This is a genomic window from Nocardioides ochotonae (assembly GCF_011420305.2).
In the GTDB taxonomy this organism is placed as follows: Bacteria; Actinomycetota; Actinomycetes; order Propionibacteriales; family Nocardioidaceae; genus Nocardioides; species Nocardioides ochotonae.
Genome location: NZ_CP061769.1, coordinates 3,686,796 through 3,710,925 on the forward strand (window position 1 = coordinate 3,686,796; position 24,130 = coordinate 3,710,925).

Annotated in this window: 22 protein-coding genes; 7 read left to right on the forward strand and 15 right to left on the reverse strand. The window is 73.5% G+C overall.

Features of this window, described 5'->3' with window-relative positions; translation table 11 throughout:
• Nucleotides 1-29: 29 nt before the first annotated feature.
• From sepX to HBO46_RS17750, 6 genes are all read right to left on the reverse strand, one after another.
• The gene (gene sepX, locus HBO46_RS17725) at nt 30-923 is read right to left on the reverse strand and encodes a divisome protein SepX/GlpR (protein WP_166134070.1); all 894 of its coding nucleotides are present in this window, start codon (nt 921-923) and stop codon (nt 30-32) included.
• Between the two features lie 162 nt (nt 924-1,085).
• Nucleotides 1,086-1,703, reverse strand: coding sequence for a GNAT family N-acetyltransferase (locus HBO46_RS17730; protein ID WP_207950227.1), 618 nt, complete (start codon nt 1,701-1,703; stop codon nt 1,086-1,088).
• A complete protein-coding gene (locus HBO46_RS17735) occupies nt 1,700-2,215 on the reverse strand; it encodes a MogA/MoaB family molybdenum cofactor biosynthesis protein (RefSeq protein WP_166134072.1) in 516 nt (171 codons plus the stop codon). Before HBO46_RS17735 ends, HBO46_RS17730 begins: the two co-directional genes overlap by 4 nt.
• On the reverse strand, nt 2,212-2,694 hold the full coding sequence (gene moaC / locus HBO46_RS17740) for a cyclic pyranopterin monophosphate synthase MoaC (RefSeq protein ID WP_166134074.1): 483 nt from the start codon (nt 2,692-2,694) through the stop codon (nt 2,212-2,214). The genes HBO46_RS17735 and moaC overlap by 4 nt, the downstream gene beginning before the upstream one ends.
• A gap of 37 nt (nt 2,695-2,731) precedes the next feature.
• Nucleotides 2,732-4,000 (reverse strand): molybdotransferase-like divisome protein Glp, encoded by a 1,269-nt coding sequence (glp, locus tag HBO46_RS17745; RefSeq protein ID WP_224769215.1) that lies wholly within the window; start codon nt 3,998-4,000, stop codon nt 2,732-2,734.
• A gap of 7 nt (nt 4,001-4,007) precedes the next feature.
• Nucleotides 4,008-5,390: a UTP--glucose-1-phosphate uridylyltransferase gene (locus HBO46_RS17750; RefSeq protein WP_166134076.1), complete on the reverse strand. Its 1,383-nt coding sequence runs from the start codon at nt 5,388-5,390 to the stop codon at nt 4,008-4,010.
• An 85-nt stretch (nt 5,391-5,475) separates the two neighbouring features.
• Here HBO46_RS17750 and HBO46_RS17755 point away from each other — a divergent pair, with 85 nt between their 5' ends.
• Together HBO46_RS17755 and HBO46_RS17760 are read left to right on the forward strand one after the other, a co-directional pair.
• Entirely contained in the window at nt 5,476-6,021 is a 546-nt protein-coding gene (locus HBO46_RS17755) for a 5-formyltetrahydrofolate cyclo-ligase (protein ID WP_224769216.1), read from the forward strand.
• Nucleotides 6,022-6,167: 146 nt separating this feature from the next.
• Nucleotides 6,168-7,367: an HNH endonuclease signature motif containing protein gene (locus tag HBO46_RS17760; RefSeq protein ID WP_166134078.1), complete on the forward strand. Its 1,200-nt coding sequence runs from the start codon at nt 6,168-6,170 to the stop codon at nt 7,365-7,367.
• An 88-nt stretch (nt 7,368-7,455) separates the two neighbouring features.
• Here the strand turns inward: HBO46_RS17760 and HBO46_RS17765 are convergent, their stop codons facing one another.
• Nucleotides 7,456-10,071 carry a penicillin acylase family protein gene (locus tag HBO46_RS17765; RefSeq protein ID WP_166134080.1) on the reverse strand — a complete coding sequence of 872 codons (2,616 nt, stop codon included), beginning with the start codon at nt 10,069-10,071 and terminating at the stop codon, nt 7,456-7,458.
• Between the two features lie 135 nt (nt 10,072-10,206).
• On the opposite strand from HBO46_RS17765, the gene HBO46_RS17770 reads away from it, so the two are divergent.
• The 3 genes from HBO46_RS17770 to HBO46_RS17780 are packed head-to-tail and all read left to right on the forward strand — an operon-like array spanning nt 10,207 to nt 11,717.
• Nucleotides 10,207-10,533, forward strand: coding sequence for an FmdB family zinc ribbon protein (locus tag HBO46_RS17770; protein ID WP_166134082.1), 327 nt, complete (start codon nt 10,207-10,209; stop codon nt 10,531-10,533).
• A 50-nt stretch (nt 10,534-10,583) separates the two neighbouring features.
• Nucleotides 10,584-11,231, forward strand: coding sequence for an SAF domain-containing protein (locus tag HBO46_RS17775; RefSeq protein ID WP_166134084.1), 648 nt, complete (start codon nt 10,584-10,586; stop codon nt 11,229-11,231).
• 48 nt (nt 11,232-11,279) lie between these two features.
• The gene (locus tag HBO46_RS17780) at nt 11,280-11,717 is read left to right on the forward strand and encodes an MscL family protein (RefSeq protein ID WP_166136089.1); all 438 of its coding nucleotides are present in this window, start codon (nt 11,280-11,282) and stop codon (nt 11,715-11,717) included.
• A gap of 16 nt (nt 11,718-11,733) precedes the next feature.
• Here HBO46_RS17780 and HBO46_RS17785 read toward each other — a convergent pair whose 3' ends face one another.
• Both HBO46_RS17785 and HBO46_RS17790 read right to left on the reverse strand, forming a co-directional pair.
• Nucleotides 11,734-11,943, reverse strand: a complete 210-nt coding sequence (locus tag HBO46_RS17785) for a hypothetical protein (RefSeq protein ID WP_166134086.1) — start codon at nt 11,941-11,943, stop codon at nt 11,734-11,736.
• On the reverse strand, nt 11,940-13,196 hold the full coding sequence (locus HBO46_RS17790; protein ID WP_166134088.1) for an LCP family protein: 1,257 nt from the start codon (nt 13,194-13,196) through the stop codon (nt 11,940-11,942). Before HBO46_RS17790 ends, HBO46_RS17785 begins: the two co-directional genes overlap by 4 nt.
• A gap of 182 nt (nt 13,197-13,378) precedes the next feature.
• On the opposite strand from HBO46_RS17790, the gene HBO46_RS17795 reads away from it, so the two are divergent.
• Together HBO46_RS17795 and HBO46_RS17800 are read left to right on the forward strand one after the other, a co-directional pair.
• A complete protein-coding gene (locus HBO46_RS17795; RefSeq protein ID WP_224769218.1) occupies nt 13,379-15,229 on the forward strand; it encodes an alpha-amylase family glycosyl hydrolase in 1,851 nt (616 codons plus the stop codon).
• 41 nt (nt 15,230-15,270) lie between these two features.
• Nucleotides 15,271-16,485, forward strand: a complete 1,215-nt coding sequence (locus HBO46_RS17800; RefSeq protein WP_166134092.1) for a DUF4032 domain-containing protein — start codon at nt 15,271-15,273, stop codon at nt 16,483-16,485.
• 23 nt (nt 16,486-16,508) lie between these two features.
• On the opposite strand, the gene HBO46_RS17805 is transcribed toward HBO46_RS17800, so the two are convergent.
• The 6 genes from HBO46_RS17805 to HBO46_RS17830 all read right to left on the reverse strand — a co-directional run bounded on the left by HBO46_RS17805 (nt 16,509) and on the right by HBO46_RS17830 (nt 24,017).
• Nucleotides 16,509-17,078 carry a hypothetical protein gene (locus HBO46_RS17805; RefSeq protein WP_166134094.1) on the reverse strand — a complete coding sequence of 190 codons (570 nt, stop codon included), beginning with the start codon at nt 17,076-17,078 and terminating at the stop codon, nt 16,509-16,511.
• Between the two features lie 6 nt (nt 17,079-17,084).
• Nucleotides 17,085-18,824: a choice-of-anchor P family protein gene (locus HBO46_RS17810; RefSeq protein WP_166134096.1), complete on the reverse strand. Its 1,740-nt coding sequence runs from the start codon at nt 18,822-18,824 to the stop codon at nt 17,085-17,087.
• On the reverse strand, nt 18,821-19,528 hold the full coding sequence (locus tag HBO46_RS17815; RefSeq protein ID WP_166134098.1) for an ABC transporter ATP-binding protein: 708 nt from the start codon (nt 19,526-19,528) through the stop codon (nt 18,821-18,823). Before HBO46_RS17815 ends, HBO46_RS17810 begins: the two co-directional genes overlap by 4 nt.
• Complete coding sequence (locus tag HBO46_RS17820) at nt 19,525-20,412, reverse strand: ABC transporter ATP-binding protein (RefSeq protein ID WP_166134100.1); 888 nt, start codon at nt 20,410-20,412, stop codon at nt 19,525-19,527. The genes HBO46_RS17815 and HBO46_RS17820 overlap by 4 nt, the downstream gene beginning before the upstream one ends.
• A complete protein-coding gene (locus HBO46_RS17825) occupies nt 20,399-22,387 on the reverse strand; it encodes a branched-chain amino acid ABC transporter permease (RefSeq protein ID WP_166134102.1) in 1,989 nt (662 codons plus the stop codon). The genes HBO46_RS17820 and HBO46_RS17825 overlap by 14 nt, the downstream gene beginning before the upstream one ends.
• A 106-nt stretch (nt 22,388-22,493) precedes the next feature.
• A complete protein-coding gene (locus HBO46_RS17830) occupies nt 22,494-24,017 on the reverse strand; it encodes an ABC transporter substrate-binding protein (protein ID WP_166134104.1) in 1,524 nt (507 codons plus the stop codon).
• Nucleotides 24,018-24,130: the final 113 nt, after the last annotated feature.

Consider the following 24,130-nt stretch of genomic DNA (forward strand, 5'->3'; position numbering starts at 1 on the left):
CAGCCAATCGGCCCGAGGCGAGGAGCGGGTCAGGACCCGAAGGCCCGCTGGCTGTCGCCCTCGGTGCGGGCCGCGCGCTCGGCACGCTCGGCGTCCGCGGCCTCGCGGGCGATCTGGCTGTCGGCGTCGGTGCGACCCGAGGTCCACACGCCGGTGTCGTCGAGGTCGATGGTGCGCACCGAGCGGCGCGCCGCCGCGGGCTTCGAGACGTACGTCGGGAGGGTGACCGGCACCGGGTCCCAGAGGCCGGTCTCGGCGTCGGGGGTGACGGTCACGACGCTGAACTCCTCGGTGCTCTCGCCGGGCGCCTCGTGGTCGGCCTCCTCGGCCGTCGCGGACACCAGGGGAGCCTGCTCGGGCTCGGCCGGCGACTCCTCGGCCGCCGCCGAGACGGGGGCAGCGGGACGCGCGACGCGCGCGGAGAGGCCGCGCTCCTGGCGCACCATCAGCCGGCACGCGACCAGCCAGGCCACGAGGACGGCCACGGGGGCGGCGACCCACCACCACGAGATCACCGAGAACGACGCGAGCCCGATGACCACGGCGTTGGCGCCGAGGATCGCGACCAGCACCCGGCGACGACGGGCCGCGGCGCGGTTGGCGGCCTCGCGGCGCGCGCGGCGCTGCGCGGGGGTGAGTACGACGGGGGCCGCAGCGGGCACCTCGACCGAGGGAGCGGAGGGAGTCGAGGACCCCGAGGGCTTGATCGCCACGACCGGCGCGGAGGGCGTGCGGCCCGGAGTGAGCACCGTGCGGGAGCCACGGTCCACGGGCTCACGGCGCGCCAGCACCCGCATGGTGTCGGAGAACCGCTCCACCGAGCGGCTGCGGACCGCCTCGTCGTGGTGCTTGAGCGCCTTCGGGACGAGATAGACCGCCCACGCCACAGCCAGGGCGAGGAAGATGAGTGCGCTCGGGTTCACGAGTCAAGAGCCTAGGAGCGCGGCCCCACCGACTTCCGGAGATCGGCAGGTGTGTCGCAAAACTACTGGTGAGGCTCCTGTGACTGGCCGACATTTCTCGGGCCCGTCTCGCCCACCGGACATCCGAAAGCCCCCGAGCAGCCCGGGGCGACCTGCCGGAGCTCAGGACTTGTCGAGCCGGTCCAGCATCGAGCCCCGGCGCTCCTCGCGGGTGATCGCGTAGAGCCGGTGGTCGCGCCAGTCGCCGTCGATGTGCAGGTAGCGCGGCGCGAGCCCGTACTCGTGCAGCCCGAGCTTCTCCACCACCCGCAGCGAGTTGGAGTTCTCGGGGCGGATCGCGATCTCGATGCGGTGCAGCCCCAGCGGTCCGAAGCAGTGGTCGATGACCATCGCGACCGCGCGCGGCATGATCCCGCGCCCGGCGACCTCGCGGTCCAGCCAGTAGCCGATCGAGGCGAACTGCGCCGACCCGCGCACGACGTTGTTGACCGTCACCTGCCCGACGAAGCGGTCGTCCACGTCGATGGCGAAGGGGTACGTCGTGCCCTGCCGCGCCTGACGGTGCAGCGTCCGCACCAGGGCGCGGTACGACGTGGGGCGGGCGTCGGCGCCCGGCGGCACGGTGGCGTCCCAGCGCACCAGCCACGCGGCGTTGCGCGAGCGGACCTCGCGCCAGGCGTCGCGGTCACGCAGCGACAGCGGGCGCAGCAGCACCGGCCCGGAGCTCAGCCGCACCGGCCAGGCCACGCCGGCGGACGGCGAGACCCGCGCGCCGCTCAATGGTCGCTCCCCACGACCTGCTCGGCCGCGTGCACCAGCACCGGCTCGAGCACCGCGAGGCCGTCCTTGACCCCACCCCGCGAGCCGGGGAGGTTCACCACCAGGCACTCCCCCACGACCCCGGCGAGACCCCGGGAGAGCACCGCGGCGGGCACTCCCTGGGCGACCCCGTGGGCGCGGATCGCCTCGGCGATGCCCGGCACCTCGCGGTCCAGCAGCTCCCGGGTCACCTCGGGGGTCCGGTCGGTCGGGGTGAGGCCGGTGCCGCCGGTGGTCAGCACGACCCGGGCGCCGGCGTCGAGCGCCGCGCGGATCGCCGTACCGACCGGTGCGCCGTCGGGCACCACGGCCGGCTCACCGGTGGTGAACCCGAGGCGGCGCAGCGCGTCGCGGATCAACGGGCCGGTGGTGTCCTCGTAGACACCCGCGGCGGCCCGGTTGGAGGCGACGACGACGGCGGCGGGGAGCCCGCGGGCCTCCCCTTGGGTGCCCGCGTCGGGGCCGCTGCTCACGCGCGGCTCCAGTCGCCGGACCGGCCGCCGGACTTGGCCTCCACGCGGATGTCGGTGATCACGGCGCCCTTGTCGACGGCCTTGACCATGTCGACCACCGTGAGGGCGGCGACCGAGACGGCGGTGAGCGCCTCCATCTCGACGCCGGTGCGGTCGGTGGTGCGCACCGTCGCGCGGATCGCGACCGCGTCGTCCTCGACGTCGAGGTCGACGGTGACACCCGAGATCGCCAGCGGGTGGCACAGCGGCACCAGGGCGGGTGTCTGCTTCGCGGCCATGATCCCCGCGACCCGGGCGACCCCGAGCGCGTCACCCTTCGGCACGCCCTCGCCGCGCAGCAGCGCGACCACGTCCGCGGAGACCAGGACGCGCCCGGAGGCGGACGCCGTACGCGCGGTCACCTCCTTGGCGGAGACGTCGACCATGCGCGCCGCGCCGGTCTCGTCGACGTGGGTCAGCTGGGCCGGGCGGTCGGTCATGGGGTCCTCCAGGGGACGAGGCGGGAAACGCCGGGACTCAGCGCTCGGTGTCCAGCGGGATCACGTCGACCCGCTCGCCCGCGGCGATCATGGTGGCGTCCTCGGGGACCACGATCAAGGCGTTGGCCGAGGCCAGCTCGCCGATCATGTGCGAGCCCGCGCCGCCGACCGGCGCGACCGAGGCCCCGCTGCTCTCGACGACGTACTCGGCACGCAGGAACTGCCGCTTGCCGGCGGGCGAGGCGACCGACCGGGTCAGCCGGGCCGGGACGGTGGGGCGCACCGGCGGCTCCATCCCCATCAGCCGGCGCAGCGCCGGCAGCACGAAGAGCTGGAAGGAGACGTAGGAGGAGACCGGGTTGCCCGGCAGCGTGAAGATCGGGGTGCGGTCCTCACCGACGAACCCGAAGCCCTGCGGCTTGCCCGGCTGCATCGCGACGCCGCCGAACCAGACGCCCGTGGGCGCGAGCGCCTCCTTGACGACGTCGAAGTCGCCCTGGGAGACGCCGCCGGAGGTCACCACGACGTCGGCGCGGACCAGCTGGTCCTCCAGCGCCTCGAGGAACGCCGCCGGCTCGTCGGGGACGATCCCGACCCGGTAGGCCAGCGCCCCGGCACGGCGCGCGGCGGCGGCCAGGAGGAAGGAGTTGCCGTCGTAGATCGAGTCGTGGCCCAGGGGCGTGCCGGGCTCGCGCAGCTCGGAGCCGGTGGAGAGCACAACGACGCGGGGGCGCGGGCGCGAGCGCACGGTGGCGCGGCCCAGCGAGGCCAGCAGCCCGAGGTGGCGCGGGCCCAGGACGGTGCCGTGCTCGACGACGAGGTCGCCGATCGAGACGTCCTCGCCGGCCGGGCGCACGTGCTGACCGCGCGCGGGGGCCCGGTCGATGCGGACCTGGGCGACACCGCGGTCGGTCCACTCATAGGGCACCACCGCGTCGGCGCCGGCCGGCACCGGGGCGCCGGTCATGATCTTGGCCGCGGTCCCGGGCGAGAGCGCGAGCAGCTGGGCGTTGCCGGCCCCGATCTCCCCCACCACCGGCAGGTGCACGGGGGCGTCGGCGCTGGCGCTGGCGACGTCGCGGTGCACCACGGCGTACCCGTCCATCGCGGAGTTGTCGAACGACGGCAGCGCGACCTCGGCGACGACGTCCTCGGCGCAGGCGAGGCCGAGCGCGTCCATCAGCGGCTGCGGGTGGTCCGGCAGCGGTCGCAGGTCGCGCAGCACCCGGTCGAGGTGCTCCTCGACGCTGACCAGCCGGTCCGCGGGCGCGGGGGCGTTGCCGGACTCGTTCGTCGCGTCGCTCACGCGCGGCTCAGCTCTCGGCCGCGAGGACGGTGCCCGGCTCGACGCGGCGGGCGGACTCGGCCTTGACCTCCACGTCGCCGACCACCTCCACGCCCTTGCCGAAGGTGACGTCGCCGTCGACGCGGAAGGCGCTGGCCTTGCGCAGCGAGGGCGCGCCCTCGGGGAAGCGCTTGTCGAACTCGCCGACCAGCTTGAAGAACCCGGTGTCGAGGTCGATGAAGGGCACCTGCGCGGCGGACTGGTCGAGCACGAAGTCGTCGCGGATGTCGTAGACGTCGGAGCGCAGCACCAGCAGGTCGTTGGTGGTCTTCACCGGGATGAACCGGTCGCGACCGACCTCGATCAGCCGGGAGCCCTCGAACACCTCGATCGCGGCACCCATCGCCGTCTCGATCTGGACCACCTCGGGGCTCGAGGGGTCGCCGGGGTCGACGGTCTTGACGTTGCGGATCATCGGCAGCCCGAGGATGCCGGAGCGCTCGTCGAGGGTGCGCTGCATGGCCTGCAGGTCGAACCAGAGGTTGTTGGTCGAGCAGAAGCGGTGCCGGCCGAGGTCGGCGAGCGCGTCCTTGTCGGCGTCGAGGGTCTGCGCGCTCTCGCGCAGCACGATCCGCCCGTCGCTGAGGCGGCGTGCGAAGTGGCCGCCCTTGCGGTCGGAGGGAGTACGACGTACCGCCTCGATCGCGAACGGCGCGCCGCTCTGGGCGAACCAGCCCGCGACCCGGGCGTCCGGGACGGCGCCGAGGTTGTCGGAGTTGGAGACGAAGACGTAGCGGTAGCCCGCCTCGATGAGTCGCTCGAGCAGGCCGGTGCCGCGCAGCGCGGTGTAGATGTCGCCGTGGCCGGGCGGGCACCACTCGAGGTCCCGGTCGGCCGGCCAGTTCGCCGGGGTGAGGTCCTTGGTGAGGAGCTTGGGCTCCTTGTTCTGGAGGAACTCCAGCGGCAGGCCCTCGACCGGCAGGTCCTCGTAGCGGGTCAGCGCGGCCATCGTGTCCGCCGACGTGCGGAAGCTGTTCATGAAGATCAGCGGCAGCGTGGCGTCGTACTGCTGGCGCAGGTGGAGCACCTGGCGGGCGATGATGTCGAGGAACGAGAGCCCGCGACGCACGCACAGCAGCGACTTGGCGCGGTCCATGCCCATCGAGGTCCCGAGGCCGCCGTTGAGCTTGATCACCGCCGTGTGTCGCACCGCCTCGGCGGCGACGTCGTCGGGGACCTCGACGTCCGCGAGAGCCTCCATGTCGACCGGCTCGATGGTCGACTCGGGGATCATCCCGGTCTCGCCGTGCTCGAGCAGCCGGTAGTAGTGGGCGAACGTCTCGATCGCCACCTCGTCCACTCCGGCGGCCATCATCTTCTCGCGCGCCTGTGTCAGGCCTGCACTACCCATGGGGCGATCGTAGGCTCGCCGTGTGCCCGAGCCACAAATTCCTCCCAGAATCCCACCGGTCGGCGCGGCGGCCGCCAAGACCGCCGTGCGCGATCGCCTGCTCACGGCACGCCGGCGCCTGCCGCTGACCGAGATCGGCGCGGCCGCGCGCGCGATCGCCGGACACCTCGTCGAGACCCCGGAGGTGGCGCGGGCCGCGACCATCGCGGCGTACGTCTCGGTGGGCACCGAGCCCGGCACCACCGCGCTGCTCGAGGCGCTTACCCAGGCCGGACGCCGGGTGATCCTGCCGCGCCTGATGCCCGACGGCGACCTCGACTGGGGCACCTGGCGCGGCGAGCAGTCCCTCGCCCCCGCGAAGCTCGGACTGCTCCAGCCCGAGGACTCCCTCGGCGTCGCGGCGATCGCCACCGCCGACGCGGTGCTCGTGCCCGGACTGGCGGTCGGCGAGCACGGGATGCGCCTGGGCCGCGGCGGCGGGTCCTACGACCGGGCGCTGGGCCGGGTGCCAGCCGGCACCTTCACCTGTGTGCTGCTGTACGACGACGAGGTCGGCATCGACGTCCCCGCCGAGCCCCACGACCGCCCGGTCCGTGCCGCTTGCTCGCCGGCGGGGTTGGTGCGGTTCTAGGACGGTCGACCGAGCGGGACCGTTGGTAGGGCAGGGCCGTGGGTCGAGCTTGTCGAGACCGCGGTGGAGAAGCCCTTGTCGTCGAACGTGCGTTCGACTAGAACGCCGCTGCCAAGCGGGCGGAGGTCGACGTCCTGGAGGCCGCTGTGGTGTGGGCGGCGATGCACCCGGAGGAGTCGGTGGTCGAGGCGCCTTCCACGGGCTCGGTCTTCGGCGAGGTCGCCGTTCCGCTCGCGGGTGAGGGCACGCCGTTGGTCGCGGAGTTCGCGCCGATGGAGTTCGGTGCCGCGCTGGGCATGTCGACCGACGGCGCGCGGGCGCTGGTCGGTGATGCGCTGGAGCTGGCGCACCGGCTGAAGCGGACCTGGCAGCTGGCGCGTGCGGGCAAGGTGCCGCTGTGGAAGGCGCGGCGGCTGGCGCAGCTGACCACCTCCCTGCCGATGGAGGGCGCAGAGTTCGTCGACCGCCAACTCGCCGGCTTCGTGGGCAAGATCAGCTGGGCCGCGATCGAGCGCCTCGTCGACCAGGCCCGCGTCGCCTACGACCCCGAGGGCGCGGAGAAGGACCGCCTCGCCGCCGCCGACGGCCGGCGCTTCGACGTGCACACCCGCGAGGCCAGCCACGACGGCACCGTCCACGTCGAAGGGCTCCTCGACCTCACCGACGCGATCGACCTCGACACCGCGATCCGCCAGGGCGCCGACGAGCTCTCCACCCTCGGGTCCACCGAGTCGTTGGACGTGCGCCGCTCGATGGCCGCCGGCGAGCTCGCCCGACGGCAGCTCGCCTTCGACCTGCGCACCGAAGCTGGCAGCGCCACCGAGGGCACCGCGTCGGTCGTGAAGCCGAGGCAGGTGGTCATCCACGTCCACCTCTCCCACGCCGCGATCAGCCGTGACGAGGCCGGCTTCGCCAGCATCGAGGAGACCCGCTCCATCGTCTCCACCGAGCAGGTCCGCGACTGGTGCGCCAGCCCCGACGCTCACGTGACCATCAAGCCGGTCATCGACCTCGAGGCCCATCACCACACCGACGCCTACGCGATCCCCGACCGACTCGTCGAGCAGACCCGGCTGGGCCAGCCGGTGTGCGCCTTCCCGTGGTGCGAACGACCAGCCCGCCGCTGCGACACCGACCACGTCACCGCCCACGGTGATGCTGGCCCGACGTGCAGCTGCAATCTGGCCCCGTTGTGCCGGCGCCACCATCGCGCCAAGACCCACACGGCGTGGACCTACGACAAGACCGACGCCGCCACCTATCTCTGGCGATCCCCGCACGGGCTCCACCTCGTGAAGGATCACGGCACCACGAGCCTCGTCGCCGCGCACCCGCCGGACGAGTAGATCCACCGCCCCGAACCCCGTCAGCACCCAGCCGGCGGGGCCGCACCGCTGCGTGGGCCTCAGCAAACTCGACCAAGGGGCGCGGCGCTCAGCCCTCGTCGTCCTCGACCGCCTTGAGCACCAGCCGGTGCTCGGCGGCGTCCTCGACGGCGTCGACCTCGAAGGGCCAGGGGATGGTCTCGCCGCGGGCCCAGAGGTCGGTCTGGTCGGTGTAGTGCTTGCTCGCGGGGTGGCCGGAGACGCCGGTGAGGCTGATCCAGCGGGACTCGTCGAGGTCGGCGAGGGAGACGACCATCCGCATCGACGGCGCGGCGGTGACCTCGAAGCCCTCGGCGGCGTCCCAGGCGGTGGCGTCGACCGTCGAGCTGCCGCCGCCGACCTGCCAGCCGCCGCGGTTGACCAGGCGTTCGACCACTCCGATGCCGGACTCGCCGAGCGACGGGGAGCGCAGCTCGAGGCGGTGCAGCTGCCCCCACCGCCACGCCTCGGGGTCGCTGTCGGAGAGTCGGGTCAGGTCGTCGCGGGCCTCGGTCAACGCGGCGGCCAGCACGTCGTCGCGGGTCTCGCGCTCGGCGGTCCGCACGTCGTCCCACCACGGGTCGTCGGGGCGCTCGAGCAGGCGTGCCACGACGGCGTACCAGCGCTGCCCGCCGTCGGGCCACAGCTCCTCGGAGAGCTCGTCGTGGAAGGTGAGCTCGAGCAGGTTGCGCCACGCCACGTTGAAGTACGCCGCGCCGGGACTGTCCGCGTCCTGGCTGTGGTCCCACTCCTCCAGCACCCGCTGCCCGTCGGAGGCATAGCCCTGGGGCAGCTCCACGTCGAGGAGGTACGGCGTGAGCGTGGCGGCGAACGGGTGGTGGCGGTCCAGCTGCACGTCGAGCATGTCCTCGACCGACACCTCGCCGCCGTCGGCCAGCCGGTCGGTGAGCCGGTCACGGATCCGCTGCGCGCGGTAGCCGCGGTCCCAGTCCTCGGTGAGGTGGTAGGGGTAGCCCGGGCCGACGACCGCCTGGTTGGCGGTGACGACGAAGCCCTCGTCGGGGTCGAGCGCGAAGGGCAGCGCCGCGAACGGCACCGACGTGCCGGTCCACTCGTCCTCCGCGCGCCAGCCCCGCCCCGGCAGTCGGCCGTCGTTGCCGGACTTGCGCACCGGCACCCGCCCGGGGGCCTGGTAGCCGATGTGCCCCGCCCGGTCGGCGTAGACGAGGTTCTGCGCCGGCACCGCGAAGTCGGCGGCCGCCGCGCGGAAGGAGTCCCAGTCGGTCGCCAGGTTCATCGCCAGGATCGCGTCGGCGGTGGGCGTCGGCTCCAGCGCGGTCCACGCGAGCGACACGGCGTACTCCCGCCCGTCGCGGGCCCCGCGCTCGTCGGCGACCGAGGCCACCTGGTCCGAGACCCCGGAGAGCACCGGGCCCTGGTCGGTGCGGCGCACCTCGAGCTGCACGTCGTCGCCGCCGGCGACCTCGATGGTCTCGGTGTGGGTCACCAGCGGGCGCCAGCCGCGGTCGTCGAGCCAGCGCTCGCCGTCGATCTGCTCGAGGTAGAGGTCGGTGACGTCGGGGCCGAGGTTGGTGAACCCCCAGGCGATGTCGGCGTTGTGCCCGATCATCACGCCAGGGACCCCGGAGAAGCTGAAGCCGGCGACGTCGAGGGGGCAGTCCGGCGAGACCGTGCGGCAGTGCAGCCCGATCTGCATCCACACCCCCGGCATCGTGACGCCGAGGTGCGGGTCGTTGGCGAGCAGCGGCGCACCGGTCTCGCTGTGCGCGCCGTCCACGACCCAGCTGTTGGAGCCGATGCCGTCGCCGCGCCCGAGCAGCGCCGGCAGCGCTTGCACGCTCGCCCCCACGTCGCGCAGGGCCGCGCGCTCGCCGGCGGTGTAGCCGGGGCGCAGCGGGTTGCGGCTGTCCGGGCCCGAGGCGCCGGGCTCGAAGACCCCGTCGATCACCGCACCCTCGCCGACGATCGGTGCGTGCTCCTCGAACGGGTACGCCGGCCAGAGCTGGCGAGCCCGCGCCGCCCCGACCTCCGCCTCGGCCAGCACCCGCCCGATCTCCTCGCCCATGTTGCCGCGCAGGTCCCACGCCATCGCCTTGAGCCAGGCCAGCGAGTCGACCGGCGTCCACTCCTCGGGGCGGTAGGACAGCCCGCCGAGGCGCAGCACGGTGTACTCCACGGCGATCTGGGACGGCGAGTGCTGGGCGAGGTAGGCGTTCACCCCTGCGGCGTACGCCTCCAGCGCCTCCCGGGTCTCGGGGGCGACCAGCGCCAGCTCGCGCTCGGCGACCCGCCGCCAGCCCATCGTGCGGACCATCGCGTCGCTCTCGACCGCGTCCTCGCCGAACAGCTCGGCGAGCCGGCCGGCGGTGGCGTGCCGGCGCACGTCCATCTCGAAGAACCGCTCCTGCGCGTGCACGTAGCCCTGGGCGCGCACGAGGTCCTCCAGGGAGTCGCCGTACAGCTGCGGCACGCCGTGCGCGTCGCGCAGCACCTCCACGTCGGCGCCCAGGCCGGGCAGGTCGCGGGCGCCGTCGACCTGCGGCAGCGGGCGGCGCTCGAGCGCCGCCGCGACCAGCACCCCGACCACGAGGACGAGCGTGAGGACGGCGGCGAGGTACGTCGTGACGCGGACGGCGCGCGGCTGGCGCGCGAACGACCGGGTCCACCGGCGGACCCGGCCCTGCGAGGATGTGGCGTTCGTCATCGCGCGCCATTCTGCCGTGTCGTATCATTGGCACTCGCGCACGTCGAGTGCCAGCGCCGTCACTGCGACGACGACCAGACCTTCCTGCGCGGACCCTCCCGTCCGCCGAGCAGTCCCGAGCACCCCGGAGCCCCCATGCCTACCTACCAGTACGCCTGCACCGAGTGCGGCCACCAGTTCGAGCAGGTCCAGAGCTTCTCCGAGGACGCGCTGACCGAGTGCCCCGCCTGCACCGGCAAGCTCCGCAAGCTCTACAACGCCGTCGGCGTCGTCTTCAAGGGATCGGGCTTCTACCGCACCGACAGCCGCTCCTCGTCCTCCGCGAGCGAGCCGGCCGCGAGCTCCTCGTCTTCGTCCTCGAGCTCCAGCGACGCTGGGTCCTCCTCGTCCTCCTCGAGCTCCTCCACCTCGACGTCGACGACGAGCTCCTCCTCGACCCCGGCGGCGTCCTCCAGCAGCTGACCCTGTGGAGGGCCGCGGCGGAGGGCCGCATCGCGACCTAGCGTCGAGGGGTGCCCCTCGACCTCTCCCCCGTCACCCCTCGCCGACCTGTCCGCGCCGCGCGCGCCGTACGCCGTGCGGTGCTGGCGCGTCGCCGGCTCCTGGCCGCGGTGCTGGTCGCCGTGGCGGTCGCCGCCGGGCTGCAGGCCAGTGCCGACCCGCCCCCACGGCGTGACATCGTGCTGGTCGCTGCGCGCGACCTGCCGTCGGGGGCCGCGCTGGCCGCCGACGACCTGGTCGAGGTCAGCTTCGCACCCGGCACCGCGCCTGCCGGGCTGGCCGAGGCGCCGGTCGGCCGGGTGCTCGCCGCACCGCTGCGCGCCGGTGAGGCGGTGACCGACGTACGCCTCGTCGGCCCGGCGCTGACCCGCGCCCATCCCGGCCTGGTCGCGGTGCCGGTGCGGCTCCCCGACGCCGGCATGGTCGCGCTGCTGCGCGTGGGCGACGTGGTCGACCTGGTGGCCGCCGACCCGCAGGGCGGTGAGCCCGCCGTGGTCGCGCACGCGGTCCCGGTGCTGGCGGTCCCGGACCACACCGCCGACGCGGGCGCCCAGGGACTCGGCGGCCGGCTGGTCGTCGTCGGTGCCCTCGAGGCCGACGTGCCCGTCCTGGCCGACGCGGCCGTCCGGCACTACCTCAGCTTCTCCTACAGCGGCTAGCCTGCGAGATCCGGCTTTCCTCAGGCCACTCCCCTAGGAGCACCCATGCTGAGCGGATTCAAGAACTTCCTGCTGCGCGGAAACCTCGTCGAGCTCGCCGTCGCGTTCATCATGGGCGGCGCCTTCGCGACCGTGGTGACCGCGATGGTGGACGTGATCATGGACCTCGTCGGCAAGGCCGGGGGCGTCAAGGACTTCTCCAACTACGAGCCGAAGGGCGTCTCGGTCGGCGCGTTCATCACCGCCCTGATCTCGTTCGTGATCCTCGCGGCGGTCGTCTACTTCCTCATCGTCACGCCGTACACGAAGGCCAAGGAGCGCTACTTCCCCAGCGCCCCGCCCGGTACGCCGGAGGACATCAAGATCCTCGGCGAGATCCGCGACCTGCTCGCGACCCAGCAGGGCGGCGCGGGCGGCACCGGGCAGGGCGGCACCACCAACCCCGGGGTCACCGACGGACCCGGCACCACCAACCCGGGGGTCTGACCCCGTAGGGCAGCGGTCAGGAGCCGTGGTGCGGCGGCACCTGCGCACGCAGCCAGGCGTCGTTGCCGCGGTCCTGGCCCGGCTCGGGCTCGCGCTCGTCGCGCGTGGTCTCCGGGAGCGTCTCGCCGAAGACCTCGGCGAGACGCTTGCGGCGCTCCCACGCGGACTCGCGGGCCCCACGGACCCCGGCGGACCCGCCCGCAGCCTCGGCTCGCTCCGCGCTCACACGCACAGCCCCGCATCGGCCAGCGCCTGACGCTGCTCCTCGTCGCGCGCCGCCTCCTCCGGGTCGGCACTGGGCGAGGCGCCCGTGCCATCGGAGCCGCCGCCCGAACCCTTGCCGGAGCCGTTGCCCTTGCCACCGGCGCCGGGGACCGTGGCGGCGTTGATCGCGCCGCTGTCGAGGCGCCGGGAGATCTGCGAGTCGTTGCGCACCCGCTTCCAGACCTTCGCGGCGTCCTCGGTCCACACGACGCGGCCGCGGAACTCCTCGCGGGTGTCGTAGGCCCACGGCACGGTGATGAAGCGGATGCTGGACAGCCCGATGTCCTGGAAGCCCAGTCCGACCTTGCTGATCTTGAGCGGGTTGCTCAGCCCCGGGTCCACGGTCAGCGAGCTGGTCGCGGCCTGGAGGAACCCGATGAGCCGGTCCGGACGCGCCAGCACGCCGCCGGAGACCACCTTGTTGGCCATCGCGGCGATGAACGCCTGCTGGCGCTTGACCCGGCCGATGTCGGAGCCGTCGCCCAGCGTGTAGCGGGCGCGCACGTAGTTGAGTGCCTCCTCGCCGTTCAGGTCGCGGGTGCCGGCCTCGATGAAGATGCCGTGCTTGGGGTCCTCGATGTCCTCGGGCACACACACCGGGACGCCGTCGATCGCGTCGACCATGTCCTTGAAGCCGGCGAAGTCGACGACCACGAAGTGGTCCACGAGGACGTCGGTCAGCTCCTCGAACTGGTGGATCGTGCACGCCGGGCCGCCGAGCGCGAACGCGTCGTTCCACATGGCGTTCTCGGCGCCCGCGATGACGCTGCCGTCCTCGGCGATGCAGTCGGGGCGGGTGACCAGCGAGTCGCGCGGGATGCTCACGCCGTAGGCGTGGGAGCGGTCACCGGACAGGTGGAAGAGGATCGTGGTGTCCGAGCGCTGGCCGCCGCCGGTCAGGCCGTCGATGTTGTTGCCGTCGCCGTCACGGGCGTCGGAGCCCATCACCAGGATGTTGAGCGGCTCCTGCGGCCCGTCGTCGACGGCCTTGTCCGGGCGGTCGTCGCCGAGCTGGTCGGCGAGGTCGAACACCGTGATGTTGTCGGTGAGGTCGCGGTAGAGCCAGACCGTGCCCAGCGCGGTGACCATGCCGAGGGCGACGACGATGGAGACGACCACCTTGGCCACGGTGTGGCGACGCGGCGGCTTGGCCTTGCGCCGGCCGGCGGGCGCGGGGACGTCCGACGGGGCAGCGACGGGCTGCTCTTCGGGCATCTGTCACCTCGGGTGCGTGGGGCGGCGCGACCGACGGTACGCGGTCGCTCCTAGTGTCCTCCGGGCTCGCCCCGAGCGCGAAACCGGGCCCCAGTCTGGCGCGCATGTCAAGCGTCCCCCGTGTGACGCACCTCGCGGGCCCGCACCGTGGGCCCGGCGGGGTGATCGGGGACGCTGGGCGCGTGAGCCTTCTGCACGAGCCCCACCACGACGGTTCCCCGACGTACCTCGACGACGAGGCGCCAGCCCTCGGCGCCAGCGTCACGGTGCGTCTGCGCACCGCCGCCGGCGACCCGGTCGAGCAGGTCTGGCTGCGCACGACGTACGACGCGGAGCCGGTCTACCACCCCTGCACGGTCACCTCACGCGACGCCGCCACGACCTGGTGGGAGGGCACGCTGCCGGTGCACAACCCCCTCACCCGCTACCGGTTCCTCCTCGCCGACGCGGCCGGGAACCAGCGCTGGCTGACCGCGGCAGGGATCGCCGAGCACGACGTCTCGGATGCCTTCGACCACCGGGTCACCGTGCATGAGCCGGCACCGGACTGGGGCCGCGACGGCGTGGTCTACCAGGTCTTCCCCGACCGCTTCGCCCGGTCCGCGGCCGCCGAGGAGCGCGCGACGCCCGACTGGGCGCTGCCGGCGGACTGGGACGACGAGGTGGTCTTCGAGCTCAGCGACCCGCGCACCGCGGTCCAGCTCTTCGGCGGGGACCTCGACGGGGTCGTGGAGCACCTCGACCACGTCGCCGAGGTCGGCGCCACGATCCTCTACACGACGCCGGTCTTCCCGGGAGAGAGCAACCACCGCTACAACGCCTCCACCTTCGACGGCGTCGACCCGCAGCTCGGCGGCGACGCGGCGTACGAGCGGCTGGCCCGCGCCGTCCACGCCCGCGGGTGGCGCCTGCTCGGCGACCTCACCACCAACCACACCGGCGACACCCACGAGTGGTTCGTGGGCGCGGCCGCCGCCCCCGACGCCCCGACCCGCAGCTGGTACCACTTCGACGCCGATGGCGGCTACGAGTGCTGGATGGGGTTCGCGACCCTGCCCAAGCTCAACCTCGCCGACCCCGACCTGCGCGCGACGATGGTCGAGGGGCCCACCTCGATCGTGGCGCGCTGGTTGCGCCCGCCGTACGACGTCGACGGGTGGCGCATCGACGTGGCGAACATGACCGGGCGCCTCGGGGCGCTGGACGTCAACCACGAGGTCGCTCGGGCGGTGCGGCGCACCGCCCAGGCCGAGCGACCAGATGCGCTGGTCATCGGCGAGCACAACCACGACGCCTCCGAGGACCTCGACGGCGACGGCTGGCACGGCACGATGAACTACTCGGGGTTCTCCTGGCCGGTGTGGTCCTGGTTGCGCTCCCCGGACTCCCCCGCGCGCCCCTTCGGGCGTCCGCTGCCGGTGCCGGTGCGGCCGGGGCCGCTGGTGCAGCGCACCTTCCGCGAGTGGCAGGCCCGCTACGGCTGGCGCGCCGCGAGCGCGTCGTGGAACATCCTCGGCTCCCACGACAGCGCCCGGATCCGCACCGTCACGCAGGACCCCGCGCGGCACCGGGTGGCGGCCGGCCTCCAGTTCACCCTGCCCGGCGTGCCGATGGTCTTCGCCGGCGACGAGATCGGGCTCGAGGGGGTGGCGGGCGAGGACTCCCGGCGCCCGATGCCGTGGCAGCACCGCGAGCGCTGGGACACCACCACCCTCGAGGCGTACGCCGCGCTGGCCGCCGCGCGCCGCGAACACGTGGCGCTGCGCCGCGGCGGTCTGCGCTGGGCGCACGTCGACGACGACACCCTGGTCTTCGTCCGCGAGCACCCCGAGGGCGACGTCCTCGTCGCCGCACGGCGCGCGGCGGGGCCCGCCGTACGACTGCCGGCGGGGCAGCTGCTGGGGGCCGCGGGCGAGCTCGACGGCACGGTGGTGGTCGCCACCGACGGCGCGCCGGGCCCGCTCGAGCAGGACGACACCGCGGTCGTGGTGCCGGCCGCGGACGGCGCCTCGCTCACCGTGTGGCGCCTCTGAGGTCCGTTCCCACCGGCGGGGGTGCGCCCTATGGTGGGGCGATGGCGCTGCGCATCGTCGCCACCCGCCCGGACCCAGCCATGCTGCGGGTCCCGTGGTCGGTGCCGCTGGAGGACTGGACCAACGAGTTCGTCCTCCCGCTGCCTCGCGGCCTGTCGCGCCACGTCGTCCGGTTCATCCGGATCGGGCCGCGCACCTATGCGGTGAAGGAGACCGTGGAGGCGATCGCGTTCCGCGAGTACCGGCTGCTGCGCGACCTCCAGCGGCTCGGGCTGCCGTCGGTCGCGCCGCACAGCGTGGTCACCGGGCGGGTCGACGCGCAGGGCGAGGAGCTGCCCGCCGCGCTGCTGACCGAGCACCTGGCGTTCTCCCTGCCCTACCGCACGCTGTTCTCCCACGGCCTCACCGTCGACCGGGTGCCGGCGCTGGTGGACGCGCTGGTGGTGCTGCTGGTGCGCCTGCACCTCGCGGACTTCTTCTGGGGTGACGTGTCGCTGTCCAACGTGTTGTTCCGGCGCAACGCGGGCGGGTTCGCGGCGTACCTCGTGGACGCCGAGACCGGCGAGCTGCGCTCGACGCTGTCGCGCCCGATGCGCGAGCACGACCTCACGATCGCGACCGAGAACGTCTTCGCCGAGCTCCTCGACCTCCAGGCCTCCGGAGCCCTGGACCCGGACGCGCCCGCCCACGCGATCGCGATGTCGATCCAGGAGCGCTACACCGCACTGTGGGCCGAGCTGACCGACGTCGAGGAGTTCTCCGTCGCCGAGATGTGGCGCATCGAGCAGCGCATCGAGCGCCTCAACGACCTCGGCTTCGACGTCGACGAGCTCGACATCGTCACCGACTTCGACGGCGACCAGGTGCGCATCCAGCCCAAGGTCGTCGAGCTCGGGCACCACCGCCGCGAGCTGCGCGCCCTGACCGGGCTCGACGTCGAGGACGCCCAGGCCCGGCGGCTGCTCAACGACCTCGCGGCCTACACCGCCCACCACGACCTCGGGCGGGAGGACCGCAGCCGGGTCGCGGCGCGCTGGCTCGCCGACGTCTACGAGCCGCTGATCGCGATGATCCCGCCCGACCTGCGCGGCAAGCTCGACCCGGCCGAGTTCTTCCACGAGGTGCTGGTGCACCGGTGGTACCTCTCCGAGCGCGCCGGTCACGAGGTCGGCATCTTCGACACCGCGGCCGACTACGTCCGTGGCGTGCTGCCCGGACGCCCCGACGAGCTGGTCACCCCGACGCTCGACGTCTGAGCCCGCCCTGACGCGCCGAGGGGTCAGGGGCGGCAGACGCGGCAGGGGGTGAGGTGGGCGTTGTCCTCGCCGACCGGATGCAGGTCCTCGCGGTGGGCGATCAGCGCGCAGTCGCGGCGGTGGATGGTGGTGCCGTCGCCCGCGGTGACCGGCAGGGCCGAGACGTCGACGCCCTGGTCGTTGAGGGCCGCCGAGCGGGAGGTGACATCGGCGAGCACCAGCAGGGTGTCGGCCAGCCGCTTGGAGGACTCCCGGCCGTCGTCGGCGATCCGGGCCAGCCAGGCCCCGAAGTAGAGGAACCCGCCGCAGAAGGTCAGCCCGAGCCCGAGCAGGCCGCCGGAGACGAGGTAGGAGAGCTGGTCGTACTGGTACGGCGTGTTCGCCGCGCCGTACCAGCCCAGCACGATCACCACGAGCCCGAGCGGCAGCAGGATCGCGCCCGCCCAGAACAACACGAGCTGGAGCAGCTGGTAGTGGTTGTTCTTCAGCGGCGCCGCTCCCGACCCGTTCTGCGCGCCCCGGCCGCCGGCGCGGGGCAGGTGGGAGGGAAGCGTGCCGGTGTGGCGGGAGTCGGCGGGCTGCGTCATGGTCATCGCGGATCAGGCCTTTCGGAGGTCGGGCAGGCCGCTGTCGAGGCCGTGCGTGCACGCCGCCCCGCCCCCGAGGGCGAGCGCGCCGATCTTGCGGAGGTAGGAGCCGGCCGCGCCGGCCAGGGCGATCCCGCCGAGCAGGAGCATCCCGGGGATCGAGAACAGCGCGGGCAGGCCGGCCGCGACCGGGGCGGCCGCCGGCAGCTCCCCACCGGGAGCGGCGTCGCCGCCACCCCCGCCGCCAGCCGGTACGTCGCCGCCCGGCGCGGGCGCCGCGGGATCGCTGCCGGCGCCGGAGCCGGCGGCACCCGGCGGCACCGCGCCGTCGCCCGCGCCCGGCTCGGTGCCGGCCTCCGTCTCGGGCCCGGTGGGCTCGGTGGGCGGGTCGATGACCGGGGGCTCGAGGCCCTGGACGGTGTCAACCGTGGCGGTCGCGGTGCCGAGGGTCAGCACCAGGCGCGGCGCCAGGTCGGGGACCGAGGAGAGCAGGCTCTTGACGATCGCCGCCTCCTCGGGGAACGGGATGTTCTTGATCAGCTCGTCGAGCGGGCCGCGGAGCTGCTTGAGCAGCGGGCTGAGGATCGCGGTGTCGACCTCGACCTGCAGCGCGGAGACGGTGGTCGTGGCCTGGTCGCCCTTCACCGTCCGCGTGCCCTTCGGCAGCGTGACGGTGATGCCCAGCCTCTTCAGCGCCGAGGCCGGGTCCGTGCCGAGGCCGGGGATCTGGAACCGCTCGCCCGCCGCCTCCACGCCCTCCGGGCCGATGCCGAACCGCTGGCCGAGCACCTCCAGGGTGCCGAAGCTCGCCGCGCCCTCGGCGCGGCCCCGGGCGCCGTCGCTGAGCGCCGAGGCGTCGGCGGTGATGCCGGAGAGGGTGAGCAGGCCGCCGAGGACCTTGACCTCCCCCAGGGCCGCCTTGGAGACCAGCGACGCCTCGCCGCCGGTCACCGAGGAGCGGGTCAGCGCGACGTACCCGTCGACGTCGACGAGGGCGGCGATCGCGGCGGGGATCGGGCAGGTCTCCTCCTGCGCCGCCTCGGCCGACGGATCGCCCTCGTGGCCGGCCGGGGCGGGGACGGCCCCGCCGAGCAGGCCACCGGCGAGGCCGGGGAGCAGGCTTCCGTCGAGCAGGCCGCCCAGCAGGTCCGCGTCGGACTTCTCCACGTCGCAGTCGGTGGAGAAGCCGGTCTTGGCGACGACCGAGCCCTCCTTCGCGGTGGTTCGCATGACCGCGCCGGGGAGCGGCTCCTGGCGCTGGGTCGTCGGTCCCGAGGGGAAGCCGGAGTTCACCTGCACCGGGTAGCCGTTGCCGGCCAGCGCGTCGACGCCGGCCTGCGGGAAGCCGAGCTGCTCGAGGAACGTCTTGAGTCCCTCGCCCAGCGGGTCGCCGGGCCACAGGTAGCTGGCCCGGCCCTTGCCGCTGGTGGAGTCGGCGAGGACCTTGCTGTAGCCCAGCATCAGCTCCAGCTGCGGCTGCGCCGGGATCGGCAGCACCGGCTCGTAGACCTCCAGCCGGATCGGCGCCGCCCAACCGGACATGTTGTAGCCGCTGAAGGCGCCGTCGGTGCCCGCCCCGGCGCCCGTCTCGCTGGCCGTCTCGCTGGTCGTCTCGCTGGTCGTCTCGCTGGCCGCGGCCGGTACGCCGAGGGGCAGCACCGCGGCCAGCAGGCCGGCGGCGAGCAGCGGAGCGCCCAGCCGGGCCCCCCGCCTGGGCCGCCGCGTGTGGGGTCGGCGCGGGAAGGGGGTCATGCGACACCTCCGAGGATGACGTCGTCCATGGTCTCGAGGATCTCGGCGGGTTCGCCGGTCGCGACCACGCGGCCGCCGATCATCACCGCGGCGTAGTCGGAGACCCGCAGCGCCGTGCGGGCGAACTGCTCGATGCACAGGATCGAGACGCCACTCTCGGCGATCTGGGCCACCGTGTCGTAGAGCTCGTCGACGATCAGCGGGGCCAGGCCCATCGACAGCTCGTCGAGCAGCAGCAGCGCGGGGTCCGAGGCCAGCGCTCGCGACATCGCGAGCATCTGCTGCTCCCCGCCCGACATGGTGCCGGCCAGCTGGTGCCGGCGCTCGGCGAGGCGCGGGAAGTAGGAGAACGCGGTGTCCAGGACCGCGTCGGCCGGGACGCCGGCGTACGACATCAGCACGAGGTTCTCCTGCACGGTGAGGTTGGGGAAGACCGAGCGGCCCTCGGGGACCGTGCACAGCCCGACCCGGGCGAGCTCGGCGGAGTCGGCGCCGCTGACGTGGACGCCGCCGAGGTGGATGTCGCCCCCGGTCGCCTGCTTCTGCCCCGAGATCACCTTGACCAGCGTCGACTTCCCGGCGCCGTTGGGCCCGAGCAGCGCCATCACCGCGCCCTTCGGCACGGTCAGGTCGACGCCGCGCAGCACCTCGATGCGGCCGTAGGCGGCGCGCAGGTCGAGCACCTCGAGGATCGGCACGCTCATCGGATCGGCTCCCTCACCGGCGGCAGGACGGTCGTCTCGTCGGTCGCCCCGCCGAGGTCGACCGGGCGCGCCGGGTCGACCGGCGCGAGATCGGTACGGGTCACGTCGACACCCCCACGGCCGACGTGACCCGCACCTGTTCGTGGGCCGTCGTCGTCGCCGTCGGAATAGCCCAGGTAGGCCTTCTGCACGGCGGCGTCGCGGCGGATGTCGCTCGGTGCGCCGGAGGCGATCACCGAGCCGAAGTCGAGGACGTGGATGTCGTCGCACACCGACATCACCAGGTCCATGTCGTGCTCGACCATGAGGATCGCCCGGCCCTCCCGGGCCAGGTCGGCGAGCAGGTCGCCGAAGGCGTCGGTCTCGGACTCGTCCAGGCCCGAGGACGGCTCGTCGAGCAGCAGCAGGGCCGGCTCGCCGGCCAGGCAGCGGGCCAGCTCCAGCAGGCGCGCGGTGCCGGTGGGGATCGAGTCGGCGCGCTCCTGGGCGTAGGCCGCGATGCCGACCCGCTCGAGCAGCGCGTCCACGTCGGTGGCGGCCGGGCGCAGCATCCCCAGGACGCCGCGGTGGATGTCGAAGGCCACCCGCACGTTCTCCCGCACGGTCAGCGACCCAAAGGCCTCCAGGCGCTGGAAGGTCCGGCCCATCCCGCGACGAGCCCGGCGGTTGACCGGCAGCCGGGTCACCGAGCGGCCCTCGAAGCGGACCTGGCCCTTCGTGGGCTTCTGGAGCCCGCTGATCACGTTGAAGCAGGTGGTCTTGCCGGCCCCGTTGGGACCGATCAGGCCGGTGATCCGGCCGGCGTGGGCCTCGAAGGAGGCGTGGTTCACCGCGGTGACCCCACCGAACTGCACGACGACGTCGTCGACCTCAAGGAGCGGCATGGACGGGCACCTCCTTCTGCTCGGACTGCTCGGGCCGGTCGGACTGCTCGGACTCGTCCCCGTCGTACGACGCGGGGCCGGGCTGGGCGCCGCCCCGCTCGGGCAGCACCGGGAGCCGCGCGCGCAGCTGCGGCAGCAGCCGGGTCTGGGCCAGCCGTCCGCCCTTGAAGAGGAGGTTGGCCAGGCCGTTCGGGTCCCGGCCCAGGGCGACGGCGCCGAAGCCGATCACCGCGAAGATCAGCCCGGACAGCTCGGGGTGGTCGCTCTGCAGGACCGGCATCAGCATCAGCCCGATGCCGCCGAAGGTGGCGCCGGTGACGGTGGTGACGCCGAAGACCACGGCGAGCAGGAGCAGCGGCAGGCTGTTGAAGAACTGGAAGTCGGCGGCGCCGATGGTCTCGCGCAGCCCGGCGAACAGGGCGCCGGCCATCCCGGCCATCCCGGCCGACAGCGCGAACAGCCCGACGCGGAACCAGCGCATGTCCAGCCCGAGGGTCCCGCAGGCGGCCGGGCTGTCGCGCATCGCGATCAGCACCCGCCCGAGCGGTCCGCGGCGCAGGGCGAGCAGGAACAGCGCCATCAGCATGAAGAACAGCGCCATCAGCATCACGTAGCCGCCGGTCGAGCCCACCGTGGTGCCGAAGAACGACATCCGCCCGGCCGGCAGCGTCCCGTTGAACCCGAAGGCGGACTCGTGCTGGAAGACCAGCTTGTCCATGATCACGCCGAAGGCCATCGTGGCGAGCGCGAGGTAGAGCCCGGTCAGCCGCAGCACCGGCAGCGCGACCAGCGCGCCGACCCCGGCGGCGATCAGCGAGGCCAGCGCGAGGCCGTAGAGCGAGGGCTCGTCGAGCTTGGCGTAGGCGAGCGCGCCGACGCCGGCGAAGGAGAGCTGGGCCAGCGAGACGTGGCCGCCGTACCCGGTCAGCAGCACCAGCGAGAGCATGACCATCGCGTAGGTGGCGGCGGTGCCGAGCAGCAGCAGGTGGGCGCTCGACAGCGAGCCGGACAGCAGCGCGACGACGCCGAGCAGCACCCCGCCCCAGGCGAGCGCCTTGGGCAGTGAGGGCACCGGCGCGGCGACGCTGCCCTTGACCTGGCCGATGCGCAGCTGGGCCTGCGGCAGCGCCACGATCACCGCGAACAGGAACAGCGCGGGCAGGACGTTGCGGACGCTGTTGAAGACGCCCTCGGTCGGCAGGTAGCCCGAGGCGTACGACGTGGACAGGCCCAGCACCATCGCGCCGACGAACGTCATCGGCAGGCTCTTGAGCCGCCCGAACATCGCGGCGGCGTAGGCGTTGATGACCAGCAGGGTCAGCGCGTAGTAGTCCAGGCCGACCTGGGAGACCAGCAGCACCCCGGCGAGCGCGGCCAGCGAGGTGCCGATCGCCCAGGACAGGGCGGCGGCGGTGTCGGGCCGCCCGCCGAAGAGCTTGAGCAGCTCGGGGTTGTCCACCGAGGCACGCATCGCGGTGCCGATCCGGGTGCGGCTGAGCAGCAGGAACAGCCCGGCGGCGACGACCGCGGACAGCAGGATCGTGATCAGCTGGTGACCGGTGACGGTGACGGTGCCCAGCTCCACCCGGGTCTCGGGCAGGAAGGGCATCACGCTGCGCGCCTCCGGCTTCCAGACCTGGGTGGCCAGGCCGATGCAGCCGACCAGGAGCCCGACGGTGACGACCAGCGAGACACTGACCGGCCCCTCCCCCAGCCCGCGGCACACGAAGCGCTGGAGGAACCAGCCGACGGCCGGGGCGACCACGAGCAGCACCAGCACCAGCGCCAGCCAGGTGGGCATCCCCTGACGCACGCTGAAGTCCCAGAACAGGAAGGACATCACCATGCCGAGGGCGCCGTGGGCGATGTTGAAGACGCGGGTGGTCGTGTAGGTCAGCACCAGGCCGCTCGCCGCGATGGCGTACGCCGCGCCGCTGAACAGCCCGAAGATCGTGAAGGCCAGGAAGGTGCTCACGGCTCAGACCTCCTCGGGGGCTGACGGCGGGCGGGGACGGGTAGCAGGTGCAACGACGCGCGGCGCCGGAGGTGACGGCGAGCCCGGATGGACACGGTCATCGCGCTCAGCCGACCTTGGTGGTGCCCTTGCAGGAGTACGCCGTGCCGCCCGCAGGCACCCAGCGCCCGCCCTTGAGCTCGAGGAAGCGCCAGCAGTCCCCGGTGCGCTTGGCCCCGACGTTCTGGGGCGCGTGCAGGCCGTTGGCGTCCCACTTCGACACGCCCTTGAGGTCGGCGACCAGGGTGGAGCGGCTGAGCTTGCCGCCCAGCGCCGTGGACCGCTCGACGAACAGCCGCGCGGCCGACCAGGAGTAGAGGCCGAAGAAGCTGGGCTGGGCGCCGGGCTTCACCTGGTTGAGCCAGCTCAGGTAGAGCTGGAGCTCCTTGTTCCTGGCCTGCTCCTCGAACGGCGTGAAGTTGATGAACAGCTTGGTGCCCTCGACGTCGGCGCCGCCGCCGACGTACTCCTTGGTGTAGGCGGTCGGGTCGAGCATGAAGACCTCGGGCTCGAAGCCCTGCTGCTTCATCGCCTGCGCCATCCGCACGAACTGCGCGCTGGCGCCGATCATCTGGACGTACTCCACGCCCTTGTCCTTCATCGCCTGCACGTACGGCGCGTAGTTGAACTCCGCGACGTCGAGGCCCTGCACGTAGACGAAGCTCATGCCCTGCTTGCCCATCGCGGCGGCCTGGTACTTGGCGTTCTCGCTCGAGGCGCCGGCGTTGACGTAGAGCATCGCCGCCTTCTTGGCCGCGCCGGCGTGGTTGCGCACGACGTAGTCGGGCACGGCGTTCTGGAACTCGGTGGCGTTGGTGGACTGCGCGCCGAAGCAGGTGCCGCACCCGGCCCGGTCGGCGCTCACCGCCGCGGAGCGGATGTCGGGCAGCCCGCACTGCGCGGCGGTGCTGGACCCGCCGGAGTCGAAGGCCGACATCGAGCCGATCATCGCGAACGTCGTGTCGCAGGCGTCGGTGTAGGCGGTCTGGTTCGCGCCCGCGTCGCTGCGGCTGTCGTAGGTCTTCAGCTCGAGCTTGCGCCCGCACAGGTCGGTGGTGGCGTTGAAGTAGGCGACGTAGGCGCGCACGGCGTCCTGGCTGGCCTCGAACAGGCCCGGCACCGGGCCCGAGACGTCGGCCGCGTTGCCGATGACGATCTTGTCGGCGGTGATGCCGGTCTGGTTCTTGAACCCGGTGCAGCTGCCGGCCTTCACCTGGCCGGTGGGCGCGTTCGCGCCGTCGCCCTCGGTGGCGCCGGGCGCGTCCCCGCCGCCACCGCCCGATCCCCCGGCGCCGGCTCCGGAGCCGCCGCTGCCGCTGCCGGGGTCCGCGGAGCCGCCGCCCGGGGCACCCGCCCCGCCGCCGGGCGCGGAGCCGTCGGGAGCGGCGCCCTCGGGCAGCGGCTGGCCGTTCGCGTCGAGCGCGCCGGCCCCCTGCCCCGCGGTGCCGCCGCTGCCGAGCACGGTCTCCGGCTCGAGCTGGGAGCCGCAGGCGGCGAGGACCAGGCAGAGCACCGCCGAGGCGGCCGCTGCCGGGACGGCCGCACGCCGCGAGGGGCGTCGGCCGGGTGCGGGGCGAGCGAGACGAGCCACTGGATCCTCCACCGAGAACTAGAACAGGTACCAGTTCGTCAACGAGGTCCCGCGGCAAAGGTGACGGCCGCCACGCTCACAGCCGTCGCGGACGCCTGCGGGTGGGTCCGGCG

Bases quoted from the DNA above. Each gene is read 5' to 3' on its own strand.
- moaC (WP_166134074.1), bottom strand. From the start codon at position 2,694: ATGACCGACCGCCCGGCCCAGCTGACCCACGTCGACGAGACCGGCGCG.
- HBO46_RS17750 (WP_166134076.1), bottom strand. From the start codon at position 5,390: ATGGGTAGTGCAGGCCTGACACAGGCGCGCGAGAAGATGATGGCCGCC.
- HBO46_RS17765 (WP_166134080.1), bottom strand. From the start codon at position 10,071: ATGACGAACGCCACATCCTCGCAGGGCCGGGTCCGCCGGTGGACCCGG.
- HBO46_RS17770 (WP_166134082.1), top strand. From the start codon at position 10,207: ATGCCTACCTACCAGTACGCCTGCACCGAGTGCGGCCACCAGTTCGAG.
- HBO46_RS17790 (WP_166134088.1), bottom strand. From the start codon at position 13,196: ATGCCCGAAGAGCAGCCCGTCGCTGCCCCGTCGGACGTCCCCGCGCCC.
- HBO46_RS17800 (WP_166134092.1), top strand. From the start codon at position 15,271: ATGGCGCTGCGCATCGTCGCCACCCGCCCGGACCCAGCCATGCTGCGG.
- HBO46_RS17805 (WP_166134094.1), bottom strand. From the start codon at position 17,078: ATGACCATGACGCAGCCCGCCGACTCCCGCCACACCGGCACGCTTCCC.
- HBO46_RS17810 (WP_166134096.1), bottom strand. From the start codon at position 18,824: ATGACCCCCTTCCCGCGCCGACCCCACACGCGGCGGCCCAGGCGGGGG.
- HBO46_RS17815 (WP_166134098.1), bottom strand. From the start codon at position 19,528: ATGAGCGTGCCGATCCTCGAGGTGCTCGACCTGCGCGCCGCCTACGGC.
- HBO46_RS17820 (WP_166134100.1), bottom strand. From the start codon at position 20,412: ATGCCGCTCCTTGAGGTCGACGACGTCGTCGTGCAGTTCGGTGGGGTC.